General features: G+C 69.6%; 23 protein-coding genes. 7 read left to right on the top strand and 16 right to left on the bottom strand.

Annotated features, from left to right (window positions below; genetic code table 11):
- Position 1: 1 nt before the first annotated feature.
- Positions 2 to 496: a DUF3830 family protein gene (locus tag AC5W7N_RS10260; protein WP_194992281.1), complete on the top strand. Its 495-nt coding sequence runs from the start codon at positions 2 to 4 to the stop codon at positions 494 to 496.
- A gap of 48 nt (positions 497 to 544) precedes the next feature.
- On the opposite strand, the gene AC5W7N_RS10255 is transcribed toward AC5W7N_RS10260, so the two are convergent.
- Positions 545 to 1930, bottom strand: coding sequence for an amidase (locus tag AC5W7N_RS10255; RefSeq protein WP_495924083.1), 1386 nt, complete (start codon positions 1928 to 1930; stop codon positions 545 to 547).
- 29 nt (positions 1931 to 1959) lie between these two features.
- Positions 1960 to 2925, bottom strand: coding sequence for a D-2-hydroxyacid dehydrogenase (locus AC5W7N_RS10250; protein ID WP_495923580.1), 966 nt, complete (start codon positions 2923 to 2925; stop codon positions 1960 to 1962).
- Between the two features lie 86 nt (positions 2926 to 3011).
- Here AC5W7N_RS10250 and AC5W7N_RS10245 point away from each other — a divergent pair, with 86 nt between their 5' ends.
- Genes AC5W7N_RS10245 through AC5W7N_RS10235 form a run of 3 tightly spaced genes read left to right on the top strand, consistent with a single transcriptional unit; the run spans position 3012 to position 5187 of the window.
- Entirely contained in the window at positions 3012 to 3752 is a 741-nt protein-coding gene (locus tag AC5W7N_RS10245; RefSeq protein WP_495923579.1) for a maleate cis-trans isomerase family protein, read from the top strand.
- Positions 3753 to 3782: 30 nt separating this feature from the next.
- Positions 3783 to 4535 carry a maleate cis-trans isomerase family protein gene (locus tag AC5W7N_RS10240; RefSeq protein WP_194992283.1) on the top strand — a complete coding sequence of 251 codons (753 nt, stop codon included), beginning with the start codon at positions 3783 to 3785 and terminating at the stop codon, positions 4533 to 4535.
- Complete coding sequence (locus AC5W7N_RS10235; protein WP_495923578.1) at positions 4522 to 5187, top strand: GntR family transcriptional regulator; 666 nt, start codon at positions 4522 to 4524, stop codon at positions 5185 to 5187. The genes AC5W7N_RS10240 and AC5W7N_RS10235 overlap by 14 nt, the downstream gene beginning before the upstream one ends.
- Positions 5188 to 5205: 18 nt before the next feature.
- Here AC5W7N_RS10235 and AC5W7N_RS10230 read toward each other — a convergent pair whose 3' ends face one another.
- Positions 5206 to 5607 (bottom strand): DUF4345 domain-containing protein, encoded by a 402-nt coding sequence (locus AC5W7N_RS10230; protein ID WP_163811804.1) that lies wholly within the window; start codon positions 5605 to 5607, stop codon positions 5206 to 5208.
- 138 nt (positions 5608 to 5745) lie between these two features.
- Here AC5W7N_RS10230 and AC5W7N_RS10225 point away from each other — a divergent pair, with 138 nt between their 5' ends.
- Positions 5746 to 6354, top strand: coding sequence for a TetR/AcrR family transcriptional regulator (locus tag AC5W7N_RS10225; protein WP_195007026.1), 609 nt, complete (start codon positions 5746 to 5748; stop codon positions 6352 to 6354).
- Positions 6355 to 6379: 25 nt separating this feature from the next.
- Here AC5W7N_RS10225 and truB read toward each other — a convergent pair whose 3' ends face one another.
- From truB to rimP, 11 genes are all read right to left on the bottom strand, one after another.
- Complete coding sequence (gene truB / locus AC5W7N_RS10220; RefSeq protein WP_416382043.1) at positions 6380 to 7297, bottom strand: tRNA pseudouridine(55) synthase TruB; 918 nt, start codon at positions 7295 to 7297, stop codon at positions 6380 to 6382.
- Positions 7294 to 7959, bottom strand: a complete 666-nt coding sequence (gene npt / locus AC5W7N_RS10215) for a 4'-phosphopantetheinyl transferase Npt (protein WP_195007025.1) — start codon at positions 7957 to 7959, stop codon at positions 7294 to 7296. The genes truB and npt overlap by 4 nt, the downstream gene beginning before the upstream one ends.
- 84 nt (positions 7960 to 8043) lie before the next feature.
- Positions 8044 to 9000, bottom strand: coding sequence for a metallophosphoesterase family protein (locus AC5W7N_RS10210; RefSeq protein WP_163812019.1), 957 nt, complete (start codon positions 8998 to 9000; stop codon positions 8044 to 8046).
- Between the two features lie 123 nt (positions 9001 to 9123).
- A complete protein-coding gene (locus tag AC5W7N_RS10205; RefSeq protein WP_495924080.1) occupies positions 9124 to 10665 on the bottom strand; it encodes an MATE family efflux transporter in 1542 nt (513 codons plus the stop codon).
- A 97-nt stretch (positions 10666 to 10762) separates the two neighbouring features.
- Positions 10763 to 11824 carry a DHH family phosphoesterase gene (locus tag AC5W7N_RS10200; RefSeq protein WP_495923577.1) on the bottom strand — a complete coding sequence of 354 codons (1062 nt, stop codon included), beginning with the start codon at positions 11822 to 11824 and terminating at the stop codon, positions 10763 to 10765.
- 69 nt (positions 11825 to 11893) lie between these two features.
- Positions 11894 to 12334, bottom strand: coding sequence for a 30S ribosome-binding factor RbfA (rbfA, locus tag AC5W7N_RS10195; RefSeq protein WP_163811793.1), 441 nt, complete (start codon positions 12332 to 12334; stop codon positions 11894 to 11896).
- A 28-nt stretch (positions 12335 to 12362) separates the two neighbouring features.
- Positions 12363 to 12653 carry a DUF503 domain-containing protein gene (locus AC5W7N_RS10190; protein ID WP_014351998.1) on the bottom strand — a complete coding sequence of 97 codons (291 nt, stop codon included), beginning with the start codon at positions 12651 to 12653 and terminating at the stop codon, positions 12363 to 12365.
- 78 nt (positions 12654 to 12731) lie between these two features.
- The gene (gene infB / locus AC5W7N_RS10185) at positions 12732 to 15671 is read right to left on the bottom strand and encodes a translation initiation factor IF-2 (RefSeq protein WP_163811791.1); all 2940 of its coding nucleotides are present in this window, start codon (positions 15669 to 15671) and stop codon (positions 12732 to 12734) included.
- Between the two features lie 111 nt (positions 15672 to 15782).
- Positions 15783 to 16151 (bottom strand): YlxR family protein, encoded by a 369-nt coding sequence (locus AC5W7N_RS10180; RefSeq protein ID WP_375139377.1) that lies wholly within the window; start codon positions 16149 to 16151, stop codon positions 15783 to 15785.
- Positions 16152 to 16252: 101 nt separating this feature from the next.
- On the bottom strand, positions 16253 to 17281 hold the full coding sequence (nusA, locus tag AC5W7N_RS10175; RefSeq protein WP_014352000.1) for a transcription termination factor NusA: 1029 nt from the start codon (positions 17279 to 17281) through the stop codon (positions 16253 to 16255).
- On the bottom strand, positions 17278 to 17958 hold the full coding sequence (gene rimP / locus AC5W7N_RS10170; protein WP_163811787.1) for a ribosome maturation factor RimP: 681 nt from the start codon (positions 17956 to 17958) through the stop codon (positions 17278 to 17280). The genes nusA and rimP overlap by 4 nt, the downstream gene beginning before the upstream one ends.
- Positions 17959 to 18176: 218 nt before the next feature.
- Here rimP and AC5W7N_RS10165 point away from each other — a divergent pair, with 218 nt between their 5' ends.
- Together AC5W7N_RS10165 and AC5W7N_RS10160 are read left to right on the top strand one after the other, a co-directional pair.
- Positions 18177 to 18737, top strand: coding sequence for a hypothetical protein (locus AC5W7N_RS10165; protein ID WP_495923576.1), 561 nt, complete (start codon positions 18177 to 18179; stop codon positions 18735 to 18737).
- Between the two features lie 76 nt (positions 18738 to 18813).
- Positions 18814 to 19248: a ferritin-like domain-containing protein gene (locus AC5W7N_RS10160; RefSeq protein ID WP_495923575.1), complete on the top strand. Its 435-nt coding sequence runs from the start codon at positions 18814 to 18816 to the stop codon at positions 19246 to 19248.
- A gap of 187 nt (positions 19249 to 19435) precedes the next feature.
- On the opposite strand, the gene AC5W7N_RS10155 is transcribed toward AC5W7N_RS10160, so the two are convergent.
- Positions 19436 to 21187: an acyl-CoA dehydrogenase family protein gene (locus AC5W7N_RS10155; RefSeq protein WP_495923574.1), complete on the bottom strand. Its 1752-nt coding sequence runs from the start codon at positions 21185 to 21187 to the stop codon at positions 19436 to 19438.
- A gap of 56 nt (positions 21188 to 21243) precedes the next feature.
- Positions 21244 to 22464, bottom strand: a 1221-nt coding sequence (locus AC5W7N_RS10150; protein ID WP_495923573.1) for an FAD-dependent oxidoreductase, incomplete at its 5' end; no start/stop codon positions are given.

Below are 22464 nucleotides of genomic sequence, written 5' to 3'. Positions count from 1 at the left end.
GATGAACCGCTACATCACGATCACTCTCACCAAGGCCGGCCGCACCTGCCGGGCCAGGCTGCTCGACGCCGAGGCCCCGCTGACCTGCGCGGCGGTCTGGGACGCGCTGCCCCAGACCGGCGATGCGTACCACGCCAAATACGCGCGCAACGAGGTCTACACGCTGGTCCCCCGGATCACCGCGGCGCCGCATCGCGAGAACCCGACCGTCACCCCCATACCCGGTGACGTATGCCTGTTCGATTTCGAGCCCTGGGAGATCGGCAATCCCGCCTACGGGTACGAATCCGGCTCCACCGCCCACCACAACCAGGGCGCCACCGATCTGGCGATCTTCTACGGCCGCAACAATCTGCTGATCAACGGCGACCTCGGCTGGGTCCCCGGCAATGTCTTCGCCACCATCGAGGACGGGCTCACCGAGATCGCCGCCGCCTGCAACGACCTGTGGCGCTACGGCGTCGAGGGGGAAACGCTCGCCTTCGCGAGGGCATAGTCGCGCCAACGGTTCGCGGCGCCGTGCTCGGGTCCCGACGGCGGCTCCTCAGGACCCGAGCACGTGCTCCGCGTATCGGGCGACGGCGAGCACGAGGTCGTCGGAATGGCGTGGTCCCACGATCTGCAACCCGACCGGCAGCCCGCCGGCGGTGGTTCCCACCGGGATGCTGATGGCGGGTTGCTGGCTGAGGTTGAACGGGTAGGTGAACGGCGTCCACTGCGGCCAGCCGGTCAACCCGCTCCCGGGCGGAACGTCGTGGCCCGCGGGGAAGGCGGTGATCGGCATGGTCGGGGTGATCAGTACGTCGTAGGCGGTGTGGAACAGCCCCATCGCGATACCGACGGACGCGGCGACCTCGCGGGCGGCGAGATAGTCGACGCCGCTCACGGTTTCGCCGCGCTCCCATACCTGCCGCAAACCTGGATCGACCTGCTCGCGCTCCTCCGGCGGGAACGAGGCGAGCATGGCCGCCGCGCCGACCGCCCACAGCAGCTCGAACGCCGCACGCGGATCGCCGAATCCGGGATCGGCGGGCACGACCCGCAATTCGGCCTCACCCAGCCGCACCACCGCGCGTTCCACGATCGCGGCTACCTCCGGGTCGACGTCCGCGAAGCCCAGCGTCGGCGACCACGCCACCGTGATGCCACGCACGTCGCGCTGCATCTGGCTGCGGAAGGTGGTCAGGGTCGGGGCCAATGCGGTGGGATCGCGCGGATCGGGCAGCGACAGGATGTCCATCAGCAGCGCGGCGTCCTCCACGGTGCGCGCCATCGGCCCGGCATGGGCCAACGGCCCGAACGGGCTGGCCGGGTAGAGCGGGATGCGCCCATGCGTCGGCTTGAATCCGACGATCCCGCAGAACGAGGCCGGGATGCGCACGCTGCCACCGCCGTCGGTGCCCACCGATACCGGGCCGAGTCCGGCGGCGACCGCGGCCGCGCTGCCGCCGGAGGAGCCGCCCGCGGTGAGCGCGGGGTCGACCGGGTTGCGGGTGATGCCGGTGAGCGGGCTGTCGGTGACGGCCTTCCACGCGATTTCGGGGGTGGTGGTCTTGCCGAGCAGCACCATCCCGTCCTCGCGCAGCCGCGCGGCCACGGGGCTGTCCACCGGCCAGGGGCCCGCCGCATCGATACAGGTGGAACCGCGCCGGGTGGGCCAGCCCTCGGTGAGGAACACGTCTTTGATGGAGACCGGCACGCCGTCGAGCAGCCCGCGCGCGTGCCCGGCCTGCCAGCGGCCCTCCGATTCCTTGGCCTGCACCAGCGCGCGATCCGGGTCGACCAGGCAGTAGGCATTGAGCGCGCCGTCGCGTTCGGTGATCGCGGCCAGGATCGCCTCGGTGGCCTCCACCGGTGACAGGGCGCCCGCGGTGTAGGCGGAGACCAATTCCACCGCCGTCATCGCGGCGGGATCGGTGGGACGGTTGATATCGGGGTAGCTCATGGCTTGGCCCTCCTTCAGCCGGGCACGTACCCGAGCGTCTTGTCGACCACGTTGTGCAGCGGACGGCCATCCATCCACCGATCGAAATTCTCGGTGAACGCCCGGACGACCTCGGTACGCCAGCCGATGACGTCGCCCGAATTGTGCGGGGTGATCTGCACATTCGGCAGGTCCCACAGCGGATGACCCGGCGGCAGCGGCTCCGGATCCACCACGTCCAGCGCCGCCCCGGCGATCGTCCCGTCGCCGAGGGCGGCGACCAGATCGTCGGTAACCACGAGTTCCCCGCGTCCGACATTGACAAACCTCGCATGCGGTTTCATCGCGGCGAAGGCCCTGGCGTCGAACATCTTCCTGGTCTGCTCGGTGAGCGGCGCGATCGCGACGACGTAGTCGGCCCACGGCAGTTCCGCGTGCAGGTCCACCCCGACGCTGCCGAAATCCGGATCGTCGCCGCGCGCTCGCCGGCCGACCCCACGCACCCGCATCCCGACCGCCCGCAGCATCCGGGCGATGGTGCGTCCGATGGCGCCGGTGCCGACGATCAGCACGGTCGCGCCCGCGACTCGCTCCGATTCACGGTGCTGCCAATCGTGGCGCTGTTGCAGCCGGACCGATTCGGGCAGGTCCTTGGCGAAGGCGAGGATCTGCCCGAGCACGTATTCGGCGATGGCCGCGTCGAAGACGCCACGGGTATTGGTGACCACGACCTCGCTCGCTCTCAGCTCGGGGAACATCACCGGGTCCACGCCGGTGGCGCCCATGTGCAGCCAGCGCAGCCGGTCGGCCGCATGCCAGGCGCCGGGCACAGCCCGGGTCAGGAAGTCGTAGACGAACAGCGCCTCTGCCCCGCGCAGTGCCTCGGCCAGCCCGGATTCCTCCGTGTAGCGCACTGTGGCCCGGGCGCTCACCCGGGCCATCGATTCCGAGTCGGGCACACTGTCACTGTGCAAGACGGCGACAATAGGGCCCTCTTTCACATTGACACCGTAAGATCACATCGTATGATTGTCAACAATCCGATCGGGTTCGGAGGTCTACCCAGCTGAGCGCGAGAGGGGCCGCAGTGGACATCGGTTTCCCCGATATCGAAGGCCCGGTCGCCCAACGGGGAATCGGCATCATCGCACCCTTCGACCTCGCACTCGAACGCGAACTGTGGCGCTGGGCGCCGCTCGAGGTGAGCCTGCACCTGGCCCGCACCCCCTATGAGCCGGTGCCGGTGTCGCTGGCCATGGCCGAATTGGTCTCCAACCCGGCCCATCTGACCACCGCCACCCGCGACGTGCTGCACGTGGAGCCCGAAGTCGTTGCCTACCTGTGCACTTCGGGCAGCTTCATCAAGGGCCTCGCGCACGAGCGGGCCTTGCGCGAGATCATCTGCCGCGCCGGCGCGCAGGACGCGGTCACCACCTCGGGCGCGCTGGTGGAGGCGATCGGCCATCTCGGCATCTCACGCATGTCGGTGATCACGCCCTATGACGAGGTGCTGACCGGCAAACTGCACGAATTCCTGGGCGAAGCCGGATGCGCGGTGGTGCGTTCGGATCACCTCGGGCTCGGCGGCGGCATCTGGAAGGTCAACTACCGCACCATCGCCGAGCGCATCTTCGGCGCCGACTATCCCGAGGCCGAGGCGATCTTTGTCAGCTGCACCAACCTGCCGACCTACGACATCATCGAGCCACTCGAAATGGCGCTCGGCAAACCGGTATTGACCGCGAATCAGCTCACCATGTGGGCCTGTCTCGGCCGGATGAAGCTGCCGATGATGGGCCCGGGAAAGTGGTTGCTCGATGTGTTCTGAGACCGATATCCGGCCCGAAAGAGGTGGCAGATGCGCACTCCGACCGTAGGTTTCATCTACCCCGACCACGCGGCCGAGGACGACTACGCGCTGGTCGCCCGAACGCTCGGCGCGCGGCTCGAGGTCGCCCACATCTACGGCACCGATCTGCACGCGGTGCCGGAGCTGCTCGATCTCGGCAGTCCGGACAAGCTGCGCCACGGCGCGCGCCTGCTCGCCTGGCACCGACCGGCCGCGCTGGTGTGGGCATGCACCTCGGGCAGTTTCGTGTTCGGCCCGGAGGGCGCGCGCGAACAGGTGCGGCAGTTGGCGGCGTATGCCGGGGTGCCTGCCTCCAGCACCAGCATCGCGTTCGTCGAGGCGGCGCGGGCGCTGGGAGTGCGCACGGTCGCGGTGGCCGCCAGCTATCCCGACGAGGTGGCGCGACTGTTCGTGGAGTTCCTCGCCGACGCAGGCATCACCGTGGTAGCGATGGCGAGCGCCGGGATCGATACCGCCGCCGAAGTCGGCACCCTGACCGCCGAGCAGGTGCTGGACCTGGCGGTGCGCCATGACCATCCCGACGCACAGGCACTGCTGATTCCCGATACCGCCATGCACACCCTGGCCGTCCTCGCGCGACTGGAGACCGCGCTGGGGAAACCCGTGCTCACCGCGAACCAGGTCACGGTCTGGGAGGGTCTGCGATTGAGCGGCGGCCTGCGCGGCAGTGCCGAGCTCGGCGCACTGTTCGCCGACCCCTCCCGATCGGATATCGAAAGGCCTCGTTATGCCCGTCATTGATTTCGAGCCGGTGAACCGGCAGTCGACCGCCGAGATGATCGCCGATCGGCTGCGCGAGGCGATCATGCGTGGTGGGCTGGCGCCGGGCGATCAGCTGGGCGAGGCCGAGCTGGCCGCCCGGTTCGGGGTATCCCGCGGGCCGGTGCGCGAGGCCATGCAGCGGCTGGTCTCGGAGGGGTTGGCCACCAGCATCCGCAATCGCGGGATCTTCGTCGTCGATCTGACCCTCGACGATCTGGTCGACATCTACCGCGCCAGGTCCGCCCTGGAAGGTGGTGCGCTGACGCTGATCCTCGACGGCAGGCGCGAGATCGCCTATCAGGCCCTGGAACCCAGTGTCACCGCGATGCTCGCGCACGCCGAACAGGGCGAGGCCACCGCGGTCTCCGATGCCGACCAGGCCTTCCACGAAGCGCTCGTCGAGAGTTCGGGCAGCCCGCGGCTGGTGCGCGCCGCCCGCACCCTGCTGATCGAGACCCGCATGTGCCTCGGCGCCCTCCAGACCACCTATCCCGACCTGCGCGAGCAGGCCCGCGAACACATCGAACTCCGCGACGCCATCGGCTCCGCGCCCGCCGCCGCCGTCCAGGCGATGCTCGCCGAGCACATGGACGACGCGGTACGCAGGCTGCGCGATCGATACGCGGACTGAGCGAACGGCCACGCCGGATCACACCCGAGCAGGCACCGGTTGCCGCCCGCGCTCGATCGCCGCCGCCAACGCGAAGAACACCGGAGGTAGCACGATCTCGATGACGGTGAGCACGATCTGGAACCAGTGCGGCCACCCGTGCACCGCCAGCGAGATCAACCGCCCGACCGCGCCGAGGGCGAAGATCCCGGCCAGCCAGCGCACCGCCCACAGGTTGATCGGCGACTGGCGCACCGCCCAGATCCAGGCGAGCCCGTAGCCGACGAAGATCGCGCCGAAGAACCGGCTCTGACTGTCGGCGGTCACGCCGTTCCACTCCATATCGGGCACCGAGTCCTTGCCGAGGCCCAGGTGATAGCAGCCGATGGCGACGCAGGCGACGCCCATCGTCCAGGTCAGCCAGGTGAGTGCGCGAGTCATGGGACCCTCCGATCAGCATGCCGTCGTCGGCGTGAATTCTGTTGCCGCGCCGCGTGCTATCCACCCGGCGTCGTAGTAGACGTGCGTCTACTACGACCATACGAGCGTTGGTAGACACGCGTCAACTAAGCTGTGTTCATGAGCGCCCGCCGCCGTCTCGCCCCGGAGCAACGCCGCCTACTGCTGGTCGAGGCCGGTGCGCGCTTGTTCGGCGAACGGCCCTATGACGCGGTGCTGATGGAGGACGTCGCGGCGGCGGCCGGGGTCTCCCGGGCGCTGCTCTACCGGCATTTCCCGACCAAGCGGGAGCTGTTCGCGGCCGTCTACGAGCAGGCGTCAGCGGATCTGCTCGTCGCCACCGAACTCGACGCCGACAGCCCGTTCGCCGAGCAACTGGCCGCCGGACTCGACGCCCATTTCGACTACTTCGAGTCCAACGCCCACTCGGTGATCGCCGCCAACCGCGTGCTCGCCACCGACCCGACGATCCAGGCGATCATCTCCGGCGAGCTGGGCGAACTGCGACTGCGGCTGCTCGACGTTCTCGGCGTCGAGGGCCAATTGCGCGAGGCTACCTCGGCGGTGCTGATGTCCTGGCTGACCTACGTACGCGTGCTGACGATCGATTGGCTGGAGAACCACAGCCTGACTCGCGAGCAGATGCGTCAGGTCAGCGTCGGAGCACTGCTGGGCGCCCTCGAGGCGCTTTTGGGTCCCGGCCGGTTCCCGCCGAGCGCGGCCGGCTGACGCGCTGAGGCCCGTCTAGCGCGATTCAGGCCAATCCGCGTGGACGGACCACCATCACCGGTGCGGCGCGTTTGCCCTTCTCCTCCAGCAACGCGATGGCGGTGCCGTCCTCGGTCAGCGCCGCATACACCCCGGACAGGCCGATCGGATCGAGCCAGCGGCCGTCGCGCAGCGATTCGGCCTGGGCCGCGTCGATGCCGCGATGCGGGAAGGCGGTGCGGACCGCGGCGTCGATATCGAGGCTCAGCCCGGGATCGTCGGCGAGCTGATCGAGCGTGCGGGCATGGTCGAGAGTGAACGGCCCGACCCGCGTGCGGCGCAAGGCGGTCAGGTGACCGCCGACGCCGAGCGCGGCGCCGAGATCACGGGCCAGCGCCCGCACGTAGGTGCCCGAGGAGCATTCCACGACCACATCCAGATCGACGAAGTCCCCGACAGCACGGCGTGCCAGCAGGTCGAACCGGTGCACGGTGACCGGCCGGGCCGCCAGCCGCACCTCCTCGCCGGCGCGGTGACGGGCGTAGGCACGTTCGCCGCCGACCTTGATGGCGCTGACGGTGGCGGGGATCTGCTGGATCTCGCCGGTGAGCGCGGCGATACCGGCGGCGATATCGGCGTCGGTGACCGCACCGGCCGGTGCGGTGGAGACGATCTCGCCCTCGGCGTCGTCGGTGGTGGTGGCCTGACCGAGCCGGATGGTGGCGGTGTAGGCCTTGGTGGTGAGGGTGAGCAGCCCGAGCAGTTTGGTGGCGCGTTCGACCCCGAGCACCAGCACACCGGTCGCCATCGGGTCGAGCGTGCCCGCGTGACCGACCTTCTTGGTGCGCAACAACTTCCGGCATCGGGCGACCACGTCGTGACTGGTCAGGCCACCGTCCTTGTCGACGATCAGCAGCCCACCGAGCCCATCGGGGCCGAGCACCGGCTTGTCGGCGGCCATCAGGCGTGCACGATCGCGGTGAGGATGAGACCGTCGGCGATCTGCCAGCGGCCGTCGAACGAGGTGAGCGGCATGCCGCCGTCGGTGACCTGGCCGGGAACCAGCAGCTCGCTACGGAAGCTGCCGGACGCCTTGTCGGAGGAATCGTCGACGGTGAAGGTGATGTGGGCGTCCTCGAAGCCCAGCCACCGCCCGGTCAACGGGAACCACGCCTTGTATGTGGCCTCTTTCGCGCAGAACAGCAGCCGATCCATATGCAGCTCGGAATCGGTGGCGCGCAGCCATTCTCGTTCCGCGGGCAGGCTCACCGAATCGAGCACGCCCTCCGGCAGCGTGTCGTGCGGTTCGGCGTCGATACCGATCGAGCGGAAGCGCAGCTTGTGCCCCAGCGCGGCGGCGCGGTACCCGTCGCAGTGGGTGAGACTGCCGACGATGCCGCGCGGCCACACCGGCGCGCCTCGCTCCCCCTTGCCGATCGCGACCTCCGGCTCCCCCAGCTGCGCCAGCGCCAGCCGAGCACAGTGGCGCGCCCCGATGAAGTCGCGGCGGCGCTTGTCCACCGACTTCGCGATCAGATGCTCTTCGGCCGGATGCGCCCGCAGGCCCTCCGGGTACGTCAGCAGCTCGGCCGACGCGACCCCGGCGGGCAGAATGTTCTCGATCATCGCGATCGAGCCTAGTAGGTGCGCAGAGCGCTTCCGCCGCAGCCCGGGCACCCCGTCTCCGGCGCAGCCCGGCAGCGTGCTGCGCTATACCCCGCGGCGACGTTGTGCCTTGCTGCGCATCTCGGCGGCGGCTGCCTCCATCTCCGGGGTGACCTTGAAATGCCCGCCCCACGAGTTGAGCGTGCCGGGCGGATATTCGGGCTCGGGCAGAATCTGGCGCAGCAGCCGCTCGGGCATGCCGCGGCGCTGCCATTCCCGCGGATAGCCCAGCGACACCTCTTCGAAGCGCACACCCTCGTAGTAGGTGGTGCGCGGGATGTGCAGGTGTCCGTAGACCGAGCAGACCACGTTGTAGCGGATATGCCAGTCGGCGGTGAGATCGGTGCCGCACCAGAGCGCGAATTCGGGGTAGAACAGCACATCGGTGGGTTCGCGCACCAGCGGGAAGTGGTTGATCAGCACCAGCGGCGTGCCCTCGGGCAGCGCGTTGAGCTTGCGTTCGGTCACCTGCACCCGGGCATGGCACCAGGCGTCGCGGGTGAGGTACGGATCGGGCGAGAGCAGGAACTCGTCGGTGGCCACCACATTGCGTTCCCTGGCCACGGCCAGGCCCTCGGCCTTGGTCTTGGTGCCCTCGGGCAGGAACGAATAGTCGTAGAGCAGGAACATCGGCGCCAGCGTCACCGCGCCGCCGTAGGGTTCCGAGCCCGCGCCACGCCACACCGGGAACGGGTCTTCCGGGGTCAGCACGTCCAGGTCCCGGCAGATCGACACCAGGTACTCGTAGCGCGCGACGCCGTGCATCTGCACCGGATCCTTGGCCGTGGTCCACAGTTCATGGTTGCCCGGCACCCAGATCACCGTCTTGAAGCGGCTGCGCAGCAGTTCCAGCGCCCACCGGATGTCGTCGGACTTCTCCGCGACATCACCGGCGACGATCAGCCAGTCCTCCGGCGAGTCGGGGTGGATCTGTTCGACGACGGGACGATTGCCCTGGTGCCCGACATGAATGTCGCTCACCGCCATCAACTTGGGTATCACCACACCCACCTTGGCATACCGATGTGACTCCGGCTGCGGGGACCACCGTCGCGCCGGGACACACCGCACCGGCGACCGACCAGCGCGGCACCAGAACACCGGACCGCTCCGAGCTACCCGCACTCACCGCGCGGCACGCGGAACCTCGGCCCCGACCGTCGCCCAGCGCCCGGACATCGCCCGCCAGACGACGGCGACCAGCCGCAACGCCATGAACGCCACCAAACCGGACCAGATCCCGGCGATTCCCCAGTCGAAGGCCAGCGACAGCCAGATCGCGGGCAGGAAGCCGAGCAGCGCCGCACCGAGGGTGGTGGTGCGCAGGTAGGCGGCGTCACCGGCACCCAGCAGGACGCCGTCGAGCGCGAACACGATGCCCGCCACCGGGATCAACGCGACGAAGAACCACCACACCACGCCGGTGCGGTCGAGCACAGCGGGATCATCGGTGAACAGCGGTGGAATCACCGCGGCCCCCGCGGCGAAGATCGCGGCGAGTCCGAGCGCGAAGATTTCCGACCAGCCGGTGATCCGGCGGGCCAGGCTACGGGCACCGGAGGCATTGCCCGCGCCGAGCGCCGCGCCGACCAGCGTTTGTGCCGCGATGGCCAGCGAATCCAAGGTCAATGCGAGGAAATTCCACAGCTGCAACACCAGCTGATGCGCGGCGACCGAAGCCGCACCGAACCGTGCGGCCACCGCCGCGGCCGAGACGAAGCAGGCCTGGAAGGCGAGGCTGCGGGCGATCAGATCCCGGCCGAGCACCAGCTGTGCCCGCATGACCGACGGATGCGGCCGCAGCTCGACCCGTTCCCGCACCAGCGCCCACACGAACAGGCCGGCGGTCACCGCCTGACCGGCCACATTGGCCACCGCCGAACCGGGCAGTTCCATCCGTGGCGCACCCACCAGCCCGTGCACCAGCACCGGGCACAGCACCGCCGACAACGCCAGCCCGGCCACGACGTAGGTGAGCGGGCGCCGCGTCTGCTGCACCCCGCGCATCCACCCGTTGCCGGCCATCGACAGCAGGATCAACGGCACACCGAACAGCGCGATGCGTACCCAGTCCAGTGCCTCGTCCGCGATATCGCCGCCCCCGGAGATCGCCCCGACGATGGGCACGGCGAACAGCTGCACCACCGCGACGATCACCAGTCCGATGCCTGCCGCCAGCCAACTGGCCTGCACCCCTTCGGCCACCGCGCCGCGTTCGTCACCGGCACCGTGGCGTCGAGCCGCCCGCGCTGTCGTGCCGTAGGCGAGGAAGGTGAGCTGCGAACTCACCTGGGCCAGAATCAATCCGCCGACGGCGAGGCCCGCCAAGGCCAGCGCCCCGAGCCGGCCGACCACGGCGAGATCGAAGAGCAAGTAGACGGGCTCGGCGACCAGGACACCGAGCGTCGGTAGGGCCAGCGCGAGAATGCGCCGCGGACCGGCATCGGCAGGATCAGCCGTGGTTCTCTGCGGGCCGGTAGGGGATGGCGCCACGTCCACTGGATCCGAAGCGGTACCCGCGGGCGAGCCGGGCCGGGTGTCGTCGACTTCGGCAGCCACCCGGTGAGCGGCCGGATCGGCGTGCGCGCCTCCCCCGGCGCTCGCACGCGAGGCATCCGGGCCGGTGCCCCTGGTGCGGCCGTGCGGGTTCCGGGCGTCACCGGCCATGCTCACCACGCCATCCGTCGGTGGGTCTCCGGCGGCACCGAGCCGGTACGCCCCATCGGTTGACCCAGACGCAGGTAACGCACGGCCGTCGGCGCACTCATCCCAGACCCGCCAGCAGTTCGGCGACGATCTCCTCCGGTGTCCCGTGCGCGGTATACCCCGCGGCGTAACGGTGTCCGCCGCCGCCGAGCGCGGTGGCGACGGCGGAGACATCGAGTCCGTCGTGGCGGTCGGGGCCGCTGTCCTTGGAGCGCAGCGACACCGTCCAGCGCCCGGGCTCCGCCGATTCCTTGAACACGGCGGCCACCCCGGCCTCGGCGGTGGTGCGCACGATATCGACGACGCTTTCGGCTTCCTCCTGCGTCACACCGTCCAAGTCGGCGCGCCGCACGAACGCGTACACCAGACCGACGCCGCCGCACACCTGCGGCGCCAAGCGGGCCGAGCCGAGCACCCGGGACAGCATCGGCAGCCAGCCGAAGGGATGGGTGTCGAGCAGCGTTTGCGCGATCTCGGCGCCATCGATGCCCGTGGCGAGCAGCCGTTCGGCCAGTTCATGGGTGCCGGGGCGGACCCACCGGAACGAACCGGTATCGGTCACCAGCCCCGCGTACAGACAGTGCGCGACGGGCCGGTCGATGGGCTCACCCCAGACGTCGAACAGCCGGGTGAGCACACTCGTGGTGGATTCGGCCGAGGGGTCGACGAGATTGATCGTGCCGAATCGGGTGTTGGACCGATGATGGTCGATGACCAGCGTGCTGCGGGCACCGGCGAGCCGGTCGGCCAGCCCGCCCAGCCGGGCGGCACTGCCGCAGTCGACGGCGACGAGCAGGTCCACCTGCTCGGGAACCTCGGCCGGTGGCACCAGATGCTCCGCGCCGGGTAGCGAACTCATCGACGCCGGCAGCTGCGCGGGTTCGGCGAACGACACCCGAACGGCAACCCCGCGTCGATGCAGCACCTGCGCCAGGGCCAGCCCGCTGCCGATGGTGTCGGCGTCGGGCTGCACATGGCACAGGATGGTGACCGATGCGGCGGCCGCCAAGGCCCGCGCCGCCGTCGTGAAATCGGCGGTACCGGGCCGCGCGTCATCCGAGCCGTCCGCCGGTTCGGGAGCCGGGCCTGCCGCTCCCGCTCGCTGTCCAGTTGTCGTCATCGCCTACCGCGAGTCCCGGGTCATCCCCGCGGGCGCGCGAAGCGCTGACGACGGCCCGCCCGCGACGGCCTAGTCCTCATCGGAATCGACCTTGTACGGGTCGGGCTCACCGGCATGGGTGGCGTTGGCCGCGACCTTCGCCACCTCGTCGTCGGCGGCCCTGGCCTTGGCCAGCAGGTCCTCCATCTGCCGCGCCGCATCCGGCACGGTGTCGAGGACGAACGCCAGCGTCGGAGTGAATTTCACCCCGGTGCCCGCACCCACCTTCGAGCGCAGCACGCCCTTGGCCTTCTCCAGGCCGGCCGCCGCGGCGGCGTAATCCGGTTCGGCGTCGACGGTTTCGCCCATCACCGTGTAGTACACGGTGGCGTCGCGTAGATCGCCGGTCACCTTCGCATCGGTCACGGTCACGAACCGCAGCCGCGGATCCTTCACCTCGTATTCGATCGCGGTGGCCACGATCGCCGAGATCCGCTTGGCGAGTCGGCGTGCCCTGGCTTGATCCGCCATGGCCGCTCCTTCCTCACTGATTATGAGATCAATCTTCGGGTCCGAAGACCCGGCGGCGTACCGCCAGCAACTGTAACTCCGGACGTGCCGCGACGTGCCGCTCACACTTGTCGAGCACCTCGGTCAGGTGGTCCATTCCGGCACTGACCATGGCTACTCCGAGCAACGAGCGGCGGTAGCGATCATGTTCCCCGCCCTCGGCGGCACTCACCCCGAAGCGCTGCAACTCGGCCAGAATGGGCCGGATCACCGAGCGCTTCTCTTTCAGCGAATGCACGTCTCCGAGCAGGATGTCGAACTCGAGTGCACCGAGGTACACACAACCTCCAGTTTCGAGCGACGCGACCGGGTGACCGGCGGATCATCGAATCCGCCGGTCACCCGATGTTCGTCACGATCAGTCGCGCGGCTTCTCGCGCAACTCGTAGGCCTCGATGACGTCGCCTTCCTTGATATCGGAGTAGGTGAGCGTCATACCGCATTCGAAGCCCTCGCGGACCTCGGTGGCGTCGTCCTTCTCCCGCTTGAGCGAGGAGATGGTGACGGTCTCGGCGATGACCACGTTGTCGCGCAGCAGGCGCGCCTTGGCATTGCGCTTGACCGAACCCGAGGTGACCATGCAGCCGGCGATGTTGCCGACCTTCGAGGACCGGAAGATCGCCCGGATCTCCGCGCGGCCCAGCTCGACCTCTTCGTAGATCGGCTTGAGCATGCCCTTGAGGGCCTTCTCGATCTCGTCGATGGCCTGGTAGATCACCGAGTAGTACCGGATGTCGACACCCTCGCGGTTGGCCAGTTCGGTGGCCTTGCCCTCGGCCCGGACGTTGAACCCGATGATGATCGCGTTCGAGGCCGAGGCCAGGTTGACGTTGGTCTCGGTGACGCCACCGACACCGCGGTCGATGACCCGCAGGCGCACCTCGTCGTCGACCTCGATACCGAGCAGCGCCTCTTCGAGGGCCTCGACGGTACCGGAGTTGTCGCCCTTGAGGATCAGGTTCAGCTCCGAAGTCTCCTTCAGCGCGGCATCCAGATCTTCCAGGCTGATCCGCTTGCGGCTGCGTGCGGCGAGCGCGTTGCGCTTGCGTGCGTTGCGCCGGTCGGCGATCTGACGGGCGATGCGATCCTCGTCGACGACGAGCAGGTTGTCACCGGCGCCGGGCACCGAGGTGAAACCGACGACCTGGACCGGCCGCGACGGCAGCGCCGCCTCGACGTCCTCGCCGTGCTCGTCGACCATGCGGCGCACGCGACCGTAGGCGTCGCCTGCCACGATCGAATCGCCGACGCGCAGCGTGCCGCGCTGGATCAGCACCGTGGCGACCGGACCGCGGCCGCGGTCCAGATGCGCCTCGATGGCGACACCCTGGGCGTCCATATCCGGGTTGGCCCGCAGGTCCAGCGCCGCGTCCGCGGTGAGCAGCACCGCTTCCAGCAGAGCGTCGATATTGGTGCCCTGCTTGGCGGAGATGTCGACGAACATGGTGTCGCCGCCGTACTCCTCGGCCACCAGGTTGTACTCGGTCAGCTGCTGCCGGATCTTCTCCGGGTTCGCGCCTTCCTTGTCGATCTTGTTGACCGCGACCACGATCGGCACGTCGGCCGCCTGGGCGTGGTTGATCGCCTCCACCGTCTGCGGCATGACGCCGTCGTCGGCGGCGACCACAAGGATCGCGATGTCGGTGGCCTTGGCGCCACGGGCACGCATGGCGGTGAACGCCTCGTGACCCGGGGTGTCGATGAAGGTGATCAGGCGATCGTCCTCACCGAGGTGGGTCATCACCTGGTAGGCGCCGATGTGCTGGGTGATACCGCCGGCCTCGCCCTCACGGACGTTGGCCTTACGGATGGTGTCCAGCAGTCGGGTCTTACCGTGGTCGACGTGACCCATGACGGTCACCACCGGCGGACGCTGCTCGAGGTCTTCTTCGCCGCCTTCGTCCTCGCCGTAGCTGAGGTCGAACGATTCCAGCAGCTCGCGGTCCTCGTCCTCGGGGCTGACCACGTGCACGACGTAGTTCATCTCGCTGCCGAGCAGCTCGAGGGTCTCGTCGTTCACCGACTGGGTCGCGGTGACCATCTCACCGAGGTTGAACAGGGCCTGCACCAGCGAGGCCGGGTTCGCGTCGATCTTCTCGGCGAAGTCCGACAGCGAGGCGCCACGGGCGAGCCGGATGATCTCGCCGTTGCCGCGCGGCAGCCGCACGCCGCCGACGGCGGGCGCCTGCATGTTCTCGTATTCGGCGCGCTTCGCCCGCTTCGACTTGCGGCCACGACGCGGAGCGCCACCGGGACGACCGAACGCACCGGCCGCACCACCGCGACCGCCGGGTCCACCCGGGCGACCGCCGCCGCCACCGGGACGACCACGGAAACCACCGGCCGCGGGAGCACCGGCACCGGCGCCGGGGGCACCGCCACCGCCACCGCGGTAGCCGCCACCGCCGCCGCCACCGGGACGACCGGCGCCGCCACCGGCACCGGGACGACCGGGACGGCCGCCACCGGCCGGGCCGGGCCGCGCGGACCGCGCGGGCATGGCACCGGGGCTCGGACGCGGGGGCATCGAGCCGGGGCTCGGACGCGGACCGCCGGGACGCGGGCCACCGCCCTGCGCGGCGGCCGGGCGCGGACCACCCTGCGCCGGACCCGGACGGGGACCGCCCTGGGCCGGGCCGGGACGCGGACCACCCTGACCGGGCACCGGACGTCCACCGGCCTGGCCGGGGCCGGGACGGGGAGCCGGACGCTCACGCTCGGGCGCGGACGAATACGGGTTGTTGCCCACACGCGGGGTCTTCGGACCGGGCTTGGGACCGGCCGGACGCGGCGCGGCCTGCGCGGGGGCGCCGGGACGCTGCTGCTGCTGGCCGGGGCGCGGCGCACCCGGCGTGGGCCGAGTACCGGGCTGGGCCTGCGGGGCGGCCTTGGCGGCCGGGGCCGGGCTGGGCGCCTGCGCTGCCGCTTCCTTGGCGGGAGCGGGCGCGGGGCCGGGCTTCACCGCCGGGCCGGGACGCGGAGCCGGGGTCGCGGGCGCCTCGGGAGCGGCGGCCTGCGCCGGAGCCGGGGTGCGCGGACCCGGACGCGGACCACCCGCGGCGGGCTTGGCGGCCGGACGGGCCGCGGTCGACGGACCGGGCTTCGCCCCGGCCTTGGCACCGTTCGCCGGTGCGGACTTGGATGCGAACGATTCACGCAGACGGCGCGCGACGGGTGCTTCCACCGTCGACGACGCCGACTTCACGAACTCGCCTTGCTCCTTGAGCGTTGCGAGTAGTTCCTTGCTCGTGACACCGAGTTCTTTGGCCAACTCGTGCACGCGGGCCTTGCCTGCCACTGCTCTCCTCACTGAGAGGTCGAGCAGCGCCACCGTTGTTCAGGGGACGGCGGCCCGCACGACCTCGGGTTATCTCCGATGGACGTTCATCGTTGGTACTTCACGGTGTGCTCATGAGTGCTCGTGCCTGTTCTCGAGGTAATGCTCCAGGGCTGAGATATCCAGATGTCCGGACACTCGTAGTGCTCTGCCGATCGCTCGGCGCCGAACCGCAAGGCTCAGACAAGCCGAAAGGGGGTGCAACCAGGCACCCCGTCCGGGAAGTCTGCGCCGCGGGTCGGGCACGATCTCGACAACGTCGCCGCTGCCGTTCCGGGCCACGATCCGCAACAGATCGGCGGCCAGCTCGCGCCTACGGCATCCGATACACGTTCGCACCGGAGCTGCCGGGCGCTGGGGCGCCTGGGGATGCTCGGTGGTGCGTTCGGGCGGGGAAACCGGCGGCTCGTGCTGAACCTTGGACCACTCTACCGCTGCCACGGTCCGATCACCGAACCCCGCCCCTGCCGAAGTTACCAACATGTCATCCCGGCCGGTTGTTCCCCGCGGCGCCGCGCCGGGCCGCGCACGTCGCGAGTGGGTCAACTGTGCTGGGCTTCCGTGCGCACGCCACCACCGGTGTCGGGGGCGGCGTCGCTGCGGATATCGATGCGCCAGCCGGTCAGCCGGGCGGCCAGGCGAGCGTTCTGGCCCTCCTTGCCGATGGCCAGCGAGAGCTGGAAATCCGGGACGACGACGCGCGCGGCCCGCGCATCCGGATCCACGATTGTGACCGACACCACCTTCGACGGCGAGAGCGCATTACCGACGAAGGTCGCCGGATCGTCGGCGTAATCGATGATGTCGATCTTCTCCCCGGCCAGCTCGCTCATCACATTGCGCACGCGCTGACCCATCGGGCCGATGCACGCGCCCTTGGCGTTGACCCCGGCGACGGTGGAGCGGACCGCGATCTTGGATCGGTGCCCCGCCTCCCTGGCGACGGCGACGATCTCCACCGACCCGTCGGCGATCTCGGGCACCTCCAGCGCGAACAGCCGCCGCACCAGATTCGGGTGCGTCCGCGACAGCGTGATCTGCGGGCCACGCGGACCGCGCGAGACGCCGACGACGTAACACTTGATCCGGTCGCCGTGCTCGTAGCTCTCGCCCGGCACCTGCTCGGCAGGCGGGATCAGGCCTTCGGCGCCGTGCAGTTCGCTGCCGATGCGCACCACGACCGTGCCGCGGGCGTTGGCGCGGGCATCGCGCTGCACGACACCGCCGACGATATCGCCCTCATGGGTGGAGAATTCGCCGAAGGACTTCTCGTTCTCGGCGTCGCGCAGCCGCTGCAACACCACCTGGCGGGCGGTGGTGGCGGCGATGCGGCCGAAACCCTCCGGGGTGTCGTCCCATTCGGAGATGACGTTGCCGTCGGCGTCGAGTTCGCGCGCCATCACCCGGACCACGCCGGTCTTCTGGTTGATGTCGATGCGCGCGTTGGGCTGGTGGCCCTCGGTATGCCGGTAGGCGGTCAGCAGCGCGGACTCGATCGCGGAGATTACGGTCTCGATCGAGATCCCCTTGTCGGCGACGATCGCGCGCAAGGCTTCGATTTCGATGTTCATTCCACGGTCCCTTCGATCGAATCGGACGCTGCAACAGACTGGGGCGACGCCCCGCTGGTTCCTCTGGTGTCCGCGGCGTCCTCTCCCGCGGGAACAGTTGTGCCCGGCTCGCTGCCGGGGATCGGCCTGCCCGGCGCGACGCCGCCGGCGAGTTCGAGCTCGCGGGGGCTCGGCGGGGAGAACTCCACTTGGACGACGGCGCCGGCGATATCGGCCAGCGGGACGTTGACCCGGTGCGGCTTGGCCTTGCCGCCGAGCACGAGCGCGATGGTGTCGCCGGCGAGCTTGCCCACCCGGGCGTCGAAGGTCGCCTTGCCACCCGGATCGGGCGGTTCGGCGCCGGGGCGCAGCGTCACTCGCACCTTGCGGCCCTGGGCGCGCCGCCAATGCCGGTCGGTGCTCAGCGGGCGGTCGATGCCCGGAGTGGAGACTTCGAGCAGATAGGGCGATTCGCCGAAGTCGCCTGCGTCGTCGAGCTGGGCCGAGAGTTCGTTGCTGAGTTCGGCGATGGCGTCGAGGTCGGCCGGGTCGTCGCTGTCCACGATCACCCGAACCCGAGCCTGGGCATCGGCATGCCGTCCGGCCGTCGAGATCTCGACGCCCTCGAGATCGAATCCCCGGCGTTCGACGGGGCCAGCAACGAGCTGGCTCACCCTTTCCTCGGTCGGCATGGGCATGTGGGGCGGCTCCTGGTTCAGTTGTGGCGCGAGCGGAAATTTCTGTACCGAAGGTCTAGCGTAACGCGCCCGGAGAGTGTAAAGGACGATCGGCTACAAGCAAGTTTCCCCAGCACGTGACGTCCCCACCGGGGCACGTAGTGGCGAAAGGCATGACGGCGACGGACCGGGCTCCGTCCGTGCGCGGTCGCCGACCGCGCGTCTGGCACGATAGTGCGGTGCCCAACCGCCTTCCCATCCGGTCCGAGGCCGGGTGTATTTCCGGCATACCGATCGATCGGCACGATTCCCGCTTCCGCCCGGTGAACCGGCGCACCGCGCTACGGCTGGCCGGCGCCGGTGCGGCCGGTGCCCTCGCGCTCGCCGCGGCCACCGGGTGCACGCAGGAATCGGAGCTCGAACCCGATCCGCTTCTCACCCAAGAACTTCTGGCGCGCACCGACGCCGCGGCCGCCACCGCGGCCATCGCGCTCGATCCACAGCGTCACGGCGCGCTGACACTGGTGGCCGCCGAACGCACCGCGCACGCGGAGGCGCTGCGCACCGAGATCGACCGTCTCGTCGGCGTCTACGGCGACGGCACCACCCCGAGCCGGCGCCAACCCGAGGTGACCGTCGCCCCCGCGGCGCCGGTCGACGTCGCCACACTGCGCGATCAGCTCACAGGTTCCCAGCGTTCGGCCGCCGAGCTGGCCGCGACCCTCTCCGATTACCGGGCCGGGCTACTCGCCTCGATCAGCGCTGCCTGCGGGGTGCACGCCGGGGTGCTGCTCGCGTGAGTGAGCCGCACCCCTTCGCCTCGCCGGTGACCGCCGGGATGCCGGAACCCCTCGCACCTGCCCACAAGGACGCCGCATGACCGAGTCCGAGCGCCGCGCCCTGCTCGACGCACTGAGCGCCGAGCACGCGGCCGTGTACGCCTACGGCCTGATCGCCGCCTATGCCTCCCCCGAGCGCGACCGGCTGGTCGCCGAGCACACCGCCGCCCACCGGGCCCGCCGCGACACCACCGTCGACACGGTCGAGGCCGCAGGCATCACCGTACCGCCGCCGGACGCGGCCTACACCATGCCGTTCCCGGTGACCGACCCGGTCGCCGCGGCCAGGCTCGCCGCCACCGTCGAATCCGATACCGCGGTCGCCTGGCGCTCGGTGGTGGAGCAGGGCGAATCCGAGCCCACCCGCCGCATGGGTGTGGAGGCGCTCACCGAATGCGCGCTGCGCCTTGCGGTCTGGCAGTCGATCCTCGGCGTGGCGCCGCCGACGACACCCTTCCCCGGGCAGCCGTAGCCGACATCGCCACGCCGAGCCCGTGGACCGTGAACGGGCACCAGGACCTTCCGTCACGGACCGTATCCGTGGCCTCGGTCCCGCCGAGCGCACCCGGCGGGACCATCGGTCGAACAGGACGGCTCCCCGGCCGTCGGATCCGATCCGGCCTCGTCGACGGTTTCGAGCGAACGACCGGCTGCGCGAATCAGGCGGGCATCTCGTAGGCGCCGTCGTAGGAGGCGACCTCGGCCCAGACCCGGTCGAAGCGGGCGCGGTCGGCGGCGGGGGTGCGCAGCGCGTCTCTGGCCCACTGCTGCTGGGCCTCGGTAGCCGAGGGCTTGCCGTAGAGGGTGGTGGCGTAGGTGTTGAAGTCGCGGATCTGGAAGTCGAAGATCTGGGCGAGCAGGTCCGGGTTCAGGCCGGTGATGGCGGCCTGCTCCAGGATCAGCTGACCGTAGACCACCAGGGCGAACAGGTGGCCGATGGTGAGCATGAAGTCCAGGTCGCGCTGCTGGTCGGCATCCGGTGCGGCGGTGCCGAGCAGGGTGCGCAGCGCCTGGGCCTGCTCGTAGAAGCGGGCGACGTTGGGGATGTCGATGTGCTTGTCGTAGACCTGGGTCCAGTCGGCGAACTGCACCTTGCCCGCACCGCGCGCGGGGCCCTGGTGCCAGAAGAATTCGTCGTCGGCGGCGTCGAGGCGGGTGCCGATCTCCGGGTATTCCTTCGGGTTGAACAGGTAGTTCGGCATGAACTTCAGGATCTGGCCGACGTTGACGTGCACCGTGCCCTCGAGCCGGGGCAGGGTGTTGATCAACCGGGCGACCTGCGCGAAGTAGGTGTTCTTCTCGAAACCCTTGGCCGCGAGCACATCCAGCAGCAGGGTCATCACGACCTCGCCCTCGGAGGTGACCTTCGACTTGGTCATCGGGTTGAACAGCAGATAGCGGCGGTCGTCGAGGCTCGCGCTGCGGAAGTAGTCGACGGCGCGGTCGCTGAACAGCTTCATCGCCACGATCCGGGCGTAGGCGTCGACGAAGTTGGTGCGCACATGCGGGAAGTCGGTGACCGGGTTGCCGTAGAGGATGCGGTTGTTGGCGTGGGTGATGGCCTCGTAGAACGAATGCTCGACCATGCCGATGCCGCCGTGGCAGAGGTTGAACTTGCCGACGTTGACGGTGTTGAGCGCCGCGCTGAAGGCTTCGGGGCCGGTGTGCAGGATGTCCTCGGCGCGCACCGGGTAGTTCTCGAGCCGGAAGGTGCTCACATACATCTGCTGGCGTACCACATTGCCGAGCAGGTGGTAGTTCTCGTGCCTGCTGTCGGCGGCGAACCAGACGTAGCCGTCGGCACCCTCGATGTCGGCGCGGCGGGAGAACACCGACACCATGCTCGCGACATTGCCGTTGCCGATGTAGTACTTCTCGCCGTTGGCGCGGAACAGAATGCCCGCCTCGGCGTCGGCGCTGCCCGGCTCGGTCGGGGTGAGCACCAGATCGGTGTTGTAGATGTCGGCGCCGTGCGCACGCTCGGACAGCCCGAACGCCATCACCTCACCGGCGTCCAGATCACGGGCCGCGCGCTGCTTGGCGGCCTCGTTGTCGCTCTGCCAGATCGGGCCGAGCCCGAGGATGGTGACCTGCTCGGCGTACCAGTAGGCCAGCCCATAGAAGCCGAAAATCTCCGACAGTGCCGCGTTGCGCGCCGCGTCCCAGCGGCGGTTCGGGTCGCCGTCGGCGTAGGCAGACGGGGTCAGGAAGGTCGCGAACAGCTTCTCCTGCTTGACGAACTCCAGGAAGTCGGCGGTGAACACCGCGTCATCGTCATCGGCGAGCAGCTGCTTCTTGCCGCGCTGCTCGAACCAGTCGATGGTCGCCCGCAACAGCCGCCGCGTCTCGGCATCGAAATGCTGCGGATCGTAGGTGGCCGGATTGAACAGCACCGCTTCAGAGCTAGTCATGGCCGTCAACCTACCAGTGGGTAGCCCCGTTTCATCGGCCTGACCAGCCCATTCCCCTACGTAACCGTAGGTTCACCGCTGAGTGCGAGCGGCGTCGACGCGCGCGGCGCGACCGCGCGATCGGCGGCCTCCCGGCCCGCGACCCGGCCGAAGGCCAGGGCATCCGCGATATGGAAACCGCCGTCCTTGGCCCAGCTGTAGGTCGAGCTCACCTCACCCGCGGCATACAGACCGTCGATCGCCGCGCCGGACACGTCGAGCACCCGGGAGCGGCCGTCACGGCGCGGGCCGCCATTGCTCCAGCCGAGCAGTGGCGCGACGTCCAGAACGTAGAAGGGCGGTTCGGATACGGGTGCGAGGGTCTTCGGGTCCCGGCCGAAGCTGTCGTCGCGGCCGTATTCGCAGGCCTTGTTGTAGCGGGCGACGGTGCGTTCCAGCGTTGCCGGATCGACGCCGATGAGGCCGGCGAGCTCGGCGATGGAATCCGCGCGCCGGATCAGGCCGCGGTCGATCTCGGCACTGTTGTCGGCGCTCCAGCTGAAATCCTCCATCAGCAGTTTCCAGCCGACGGGCAGCACCTCGCGGCTCGGACTCAGCGGTCCCGCCTTCCGCATCCGCTCGTCGAAGATCAGGTGGAACGGGCGCAGCGGGAACAGTTCCAGCGCGCCGTTGCGGTAGATGTGGCCGTGCCGGTTCTCGGCGGTTTCGTCGACGAACCGCAGGCCGTCCGGGCCGACGAACAGGTAGTGGTGGGCGGCCCACAGCGCGAGGAAGGCACCGGGCCCGTCATCGACGCGCACCCCGGTGATCGTCATCATGTTGCCCATATGCCACAGGTCCGCGCCCAAGCGCTGGACCATGCGATGGCCGTCGCCGGTGCAGTGCGGCGACCCCCAGATCGGTGCGTCGCTCAGGCGCAGATAGTCGCGGACCATGCCAGGGTTCGCGGCGAAACCGCCCGTGGCCAGGACGACCCCGCCGAGGGCACGGACCCGGCGGCCGTCGGCCGTCCGCACCCCCGCCACCGCCCCGGACTCGGTGAGCAGTTCCACGGCGGGAGTGGAGAACCGCACGTCGATATCGCGCTCGGTGAGCGCGCCGAGCAGGAAGTCGTAGAGCAGGAAGTTGCCCAGCTGCGCGCCGACGGTGTCCATGCCCGCGTAGCAGTCACTGCCGTCGAGGGTGAGATATTCGGCCTCGGTGTGGTACTGCGCGCTCGCGCCGACCTCGGCGCCGAGCGCGCGCAACCAACCGGGACTGAGAGCGGGTTTTTGCGG

This window comes from Nocardia sp. CDC519, assembly GCF_059509835.1.
The sequence above is the reverse complement of the archived record's forward strand: the minus strand, read 5'-3'. Positions and strand labels throughout refer to the sequence as shown.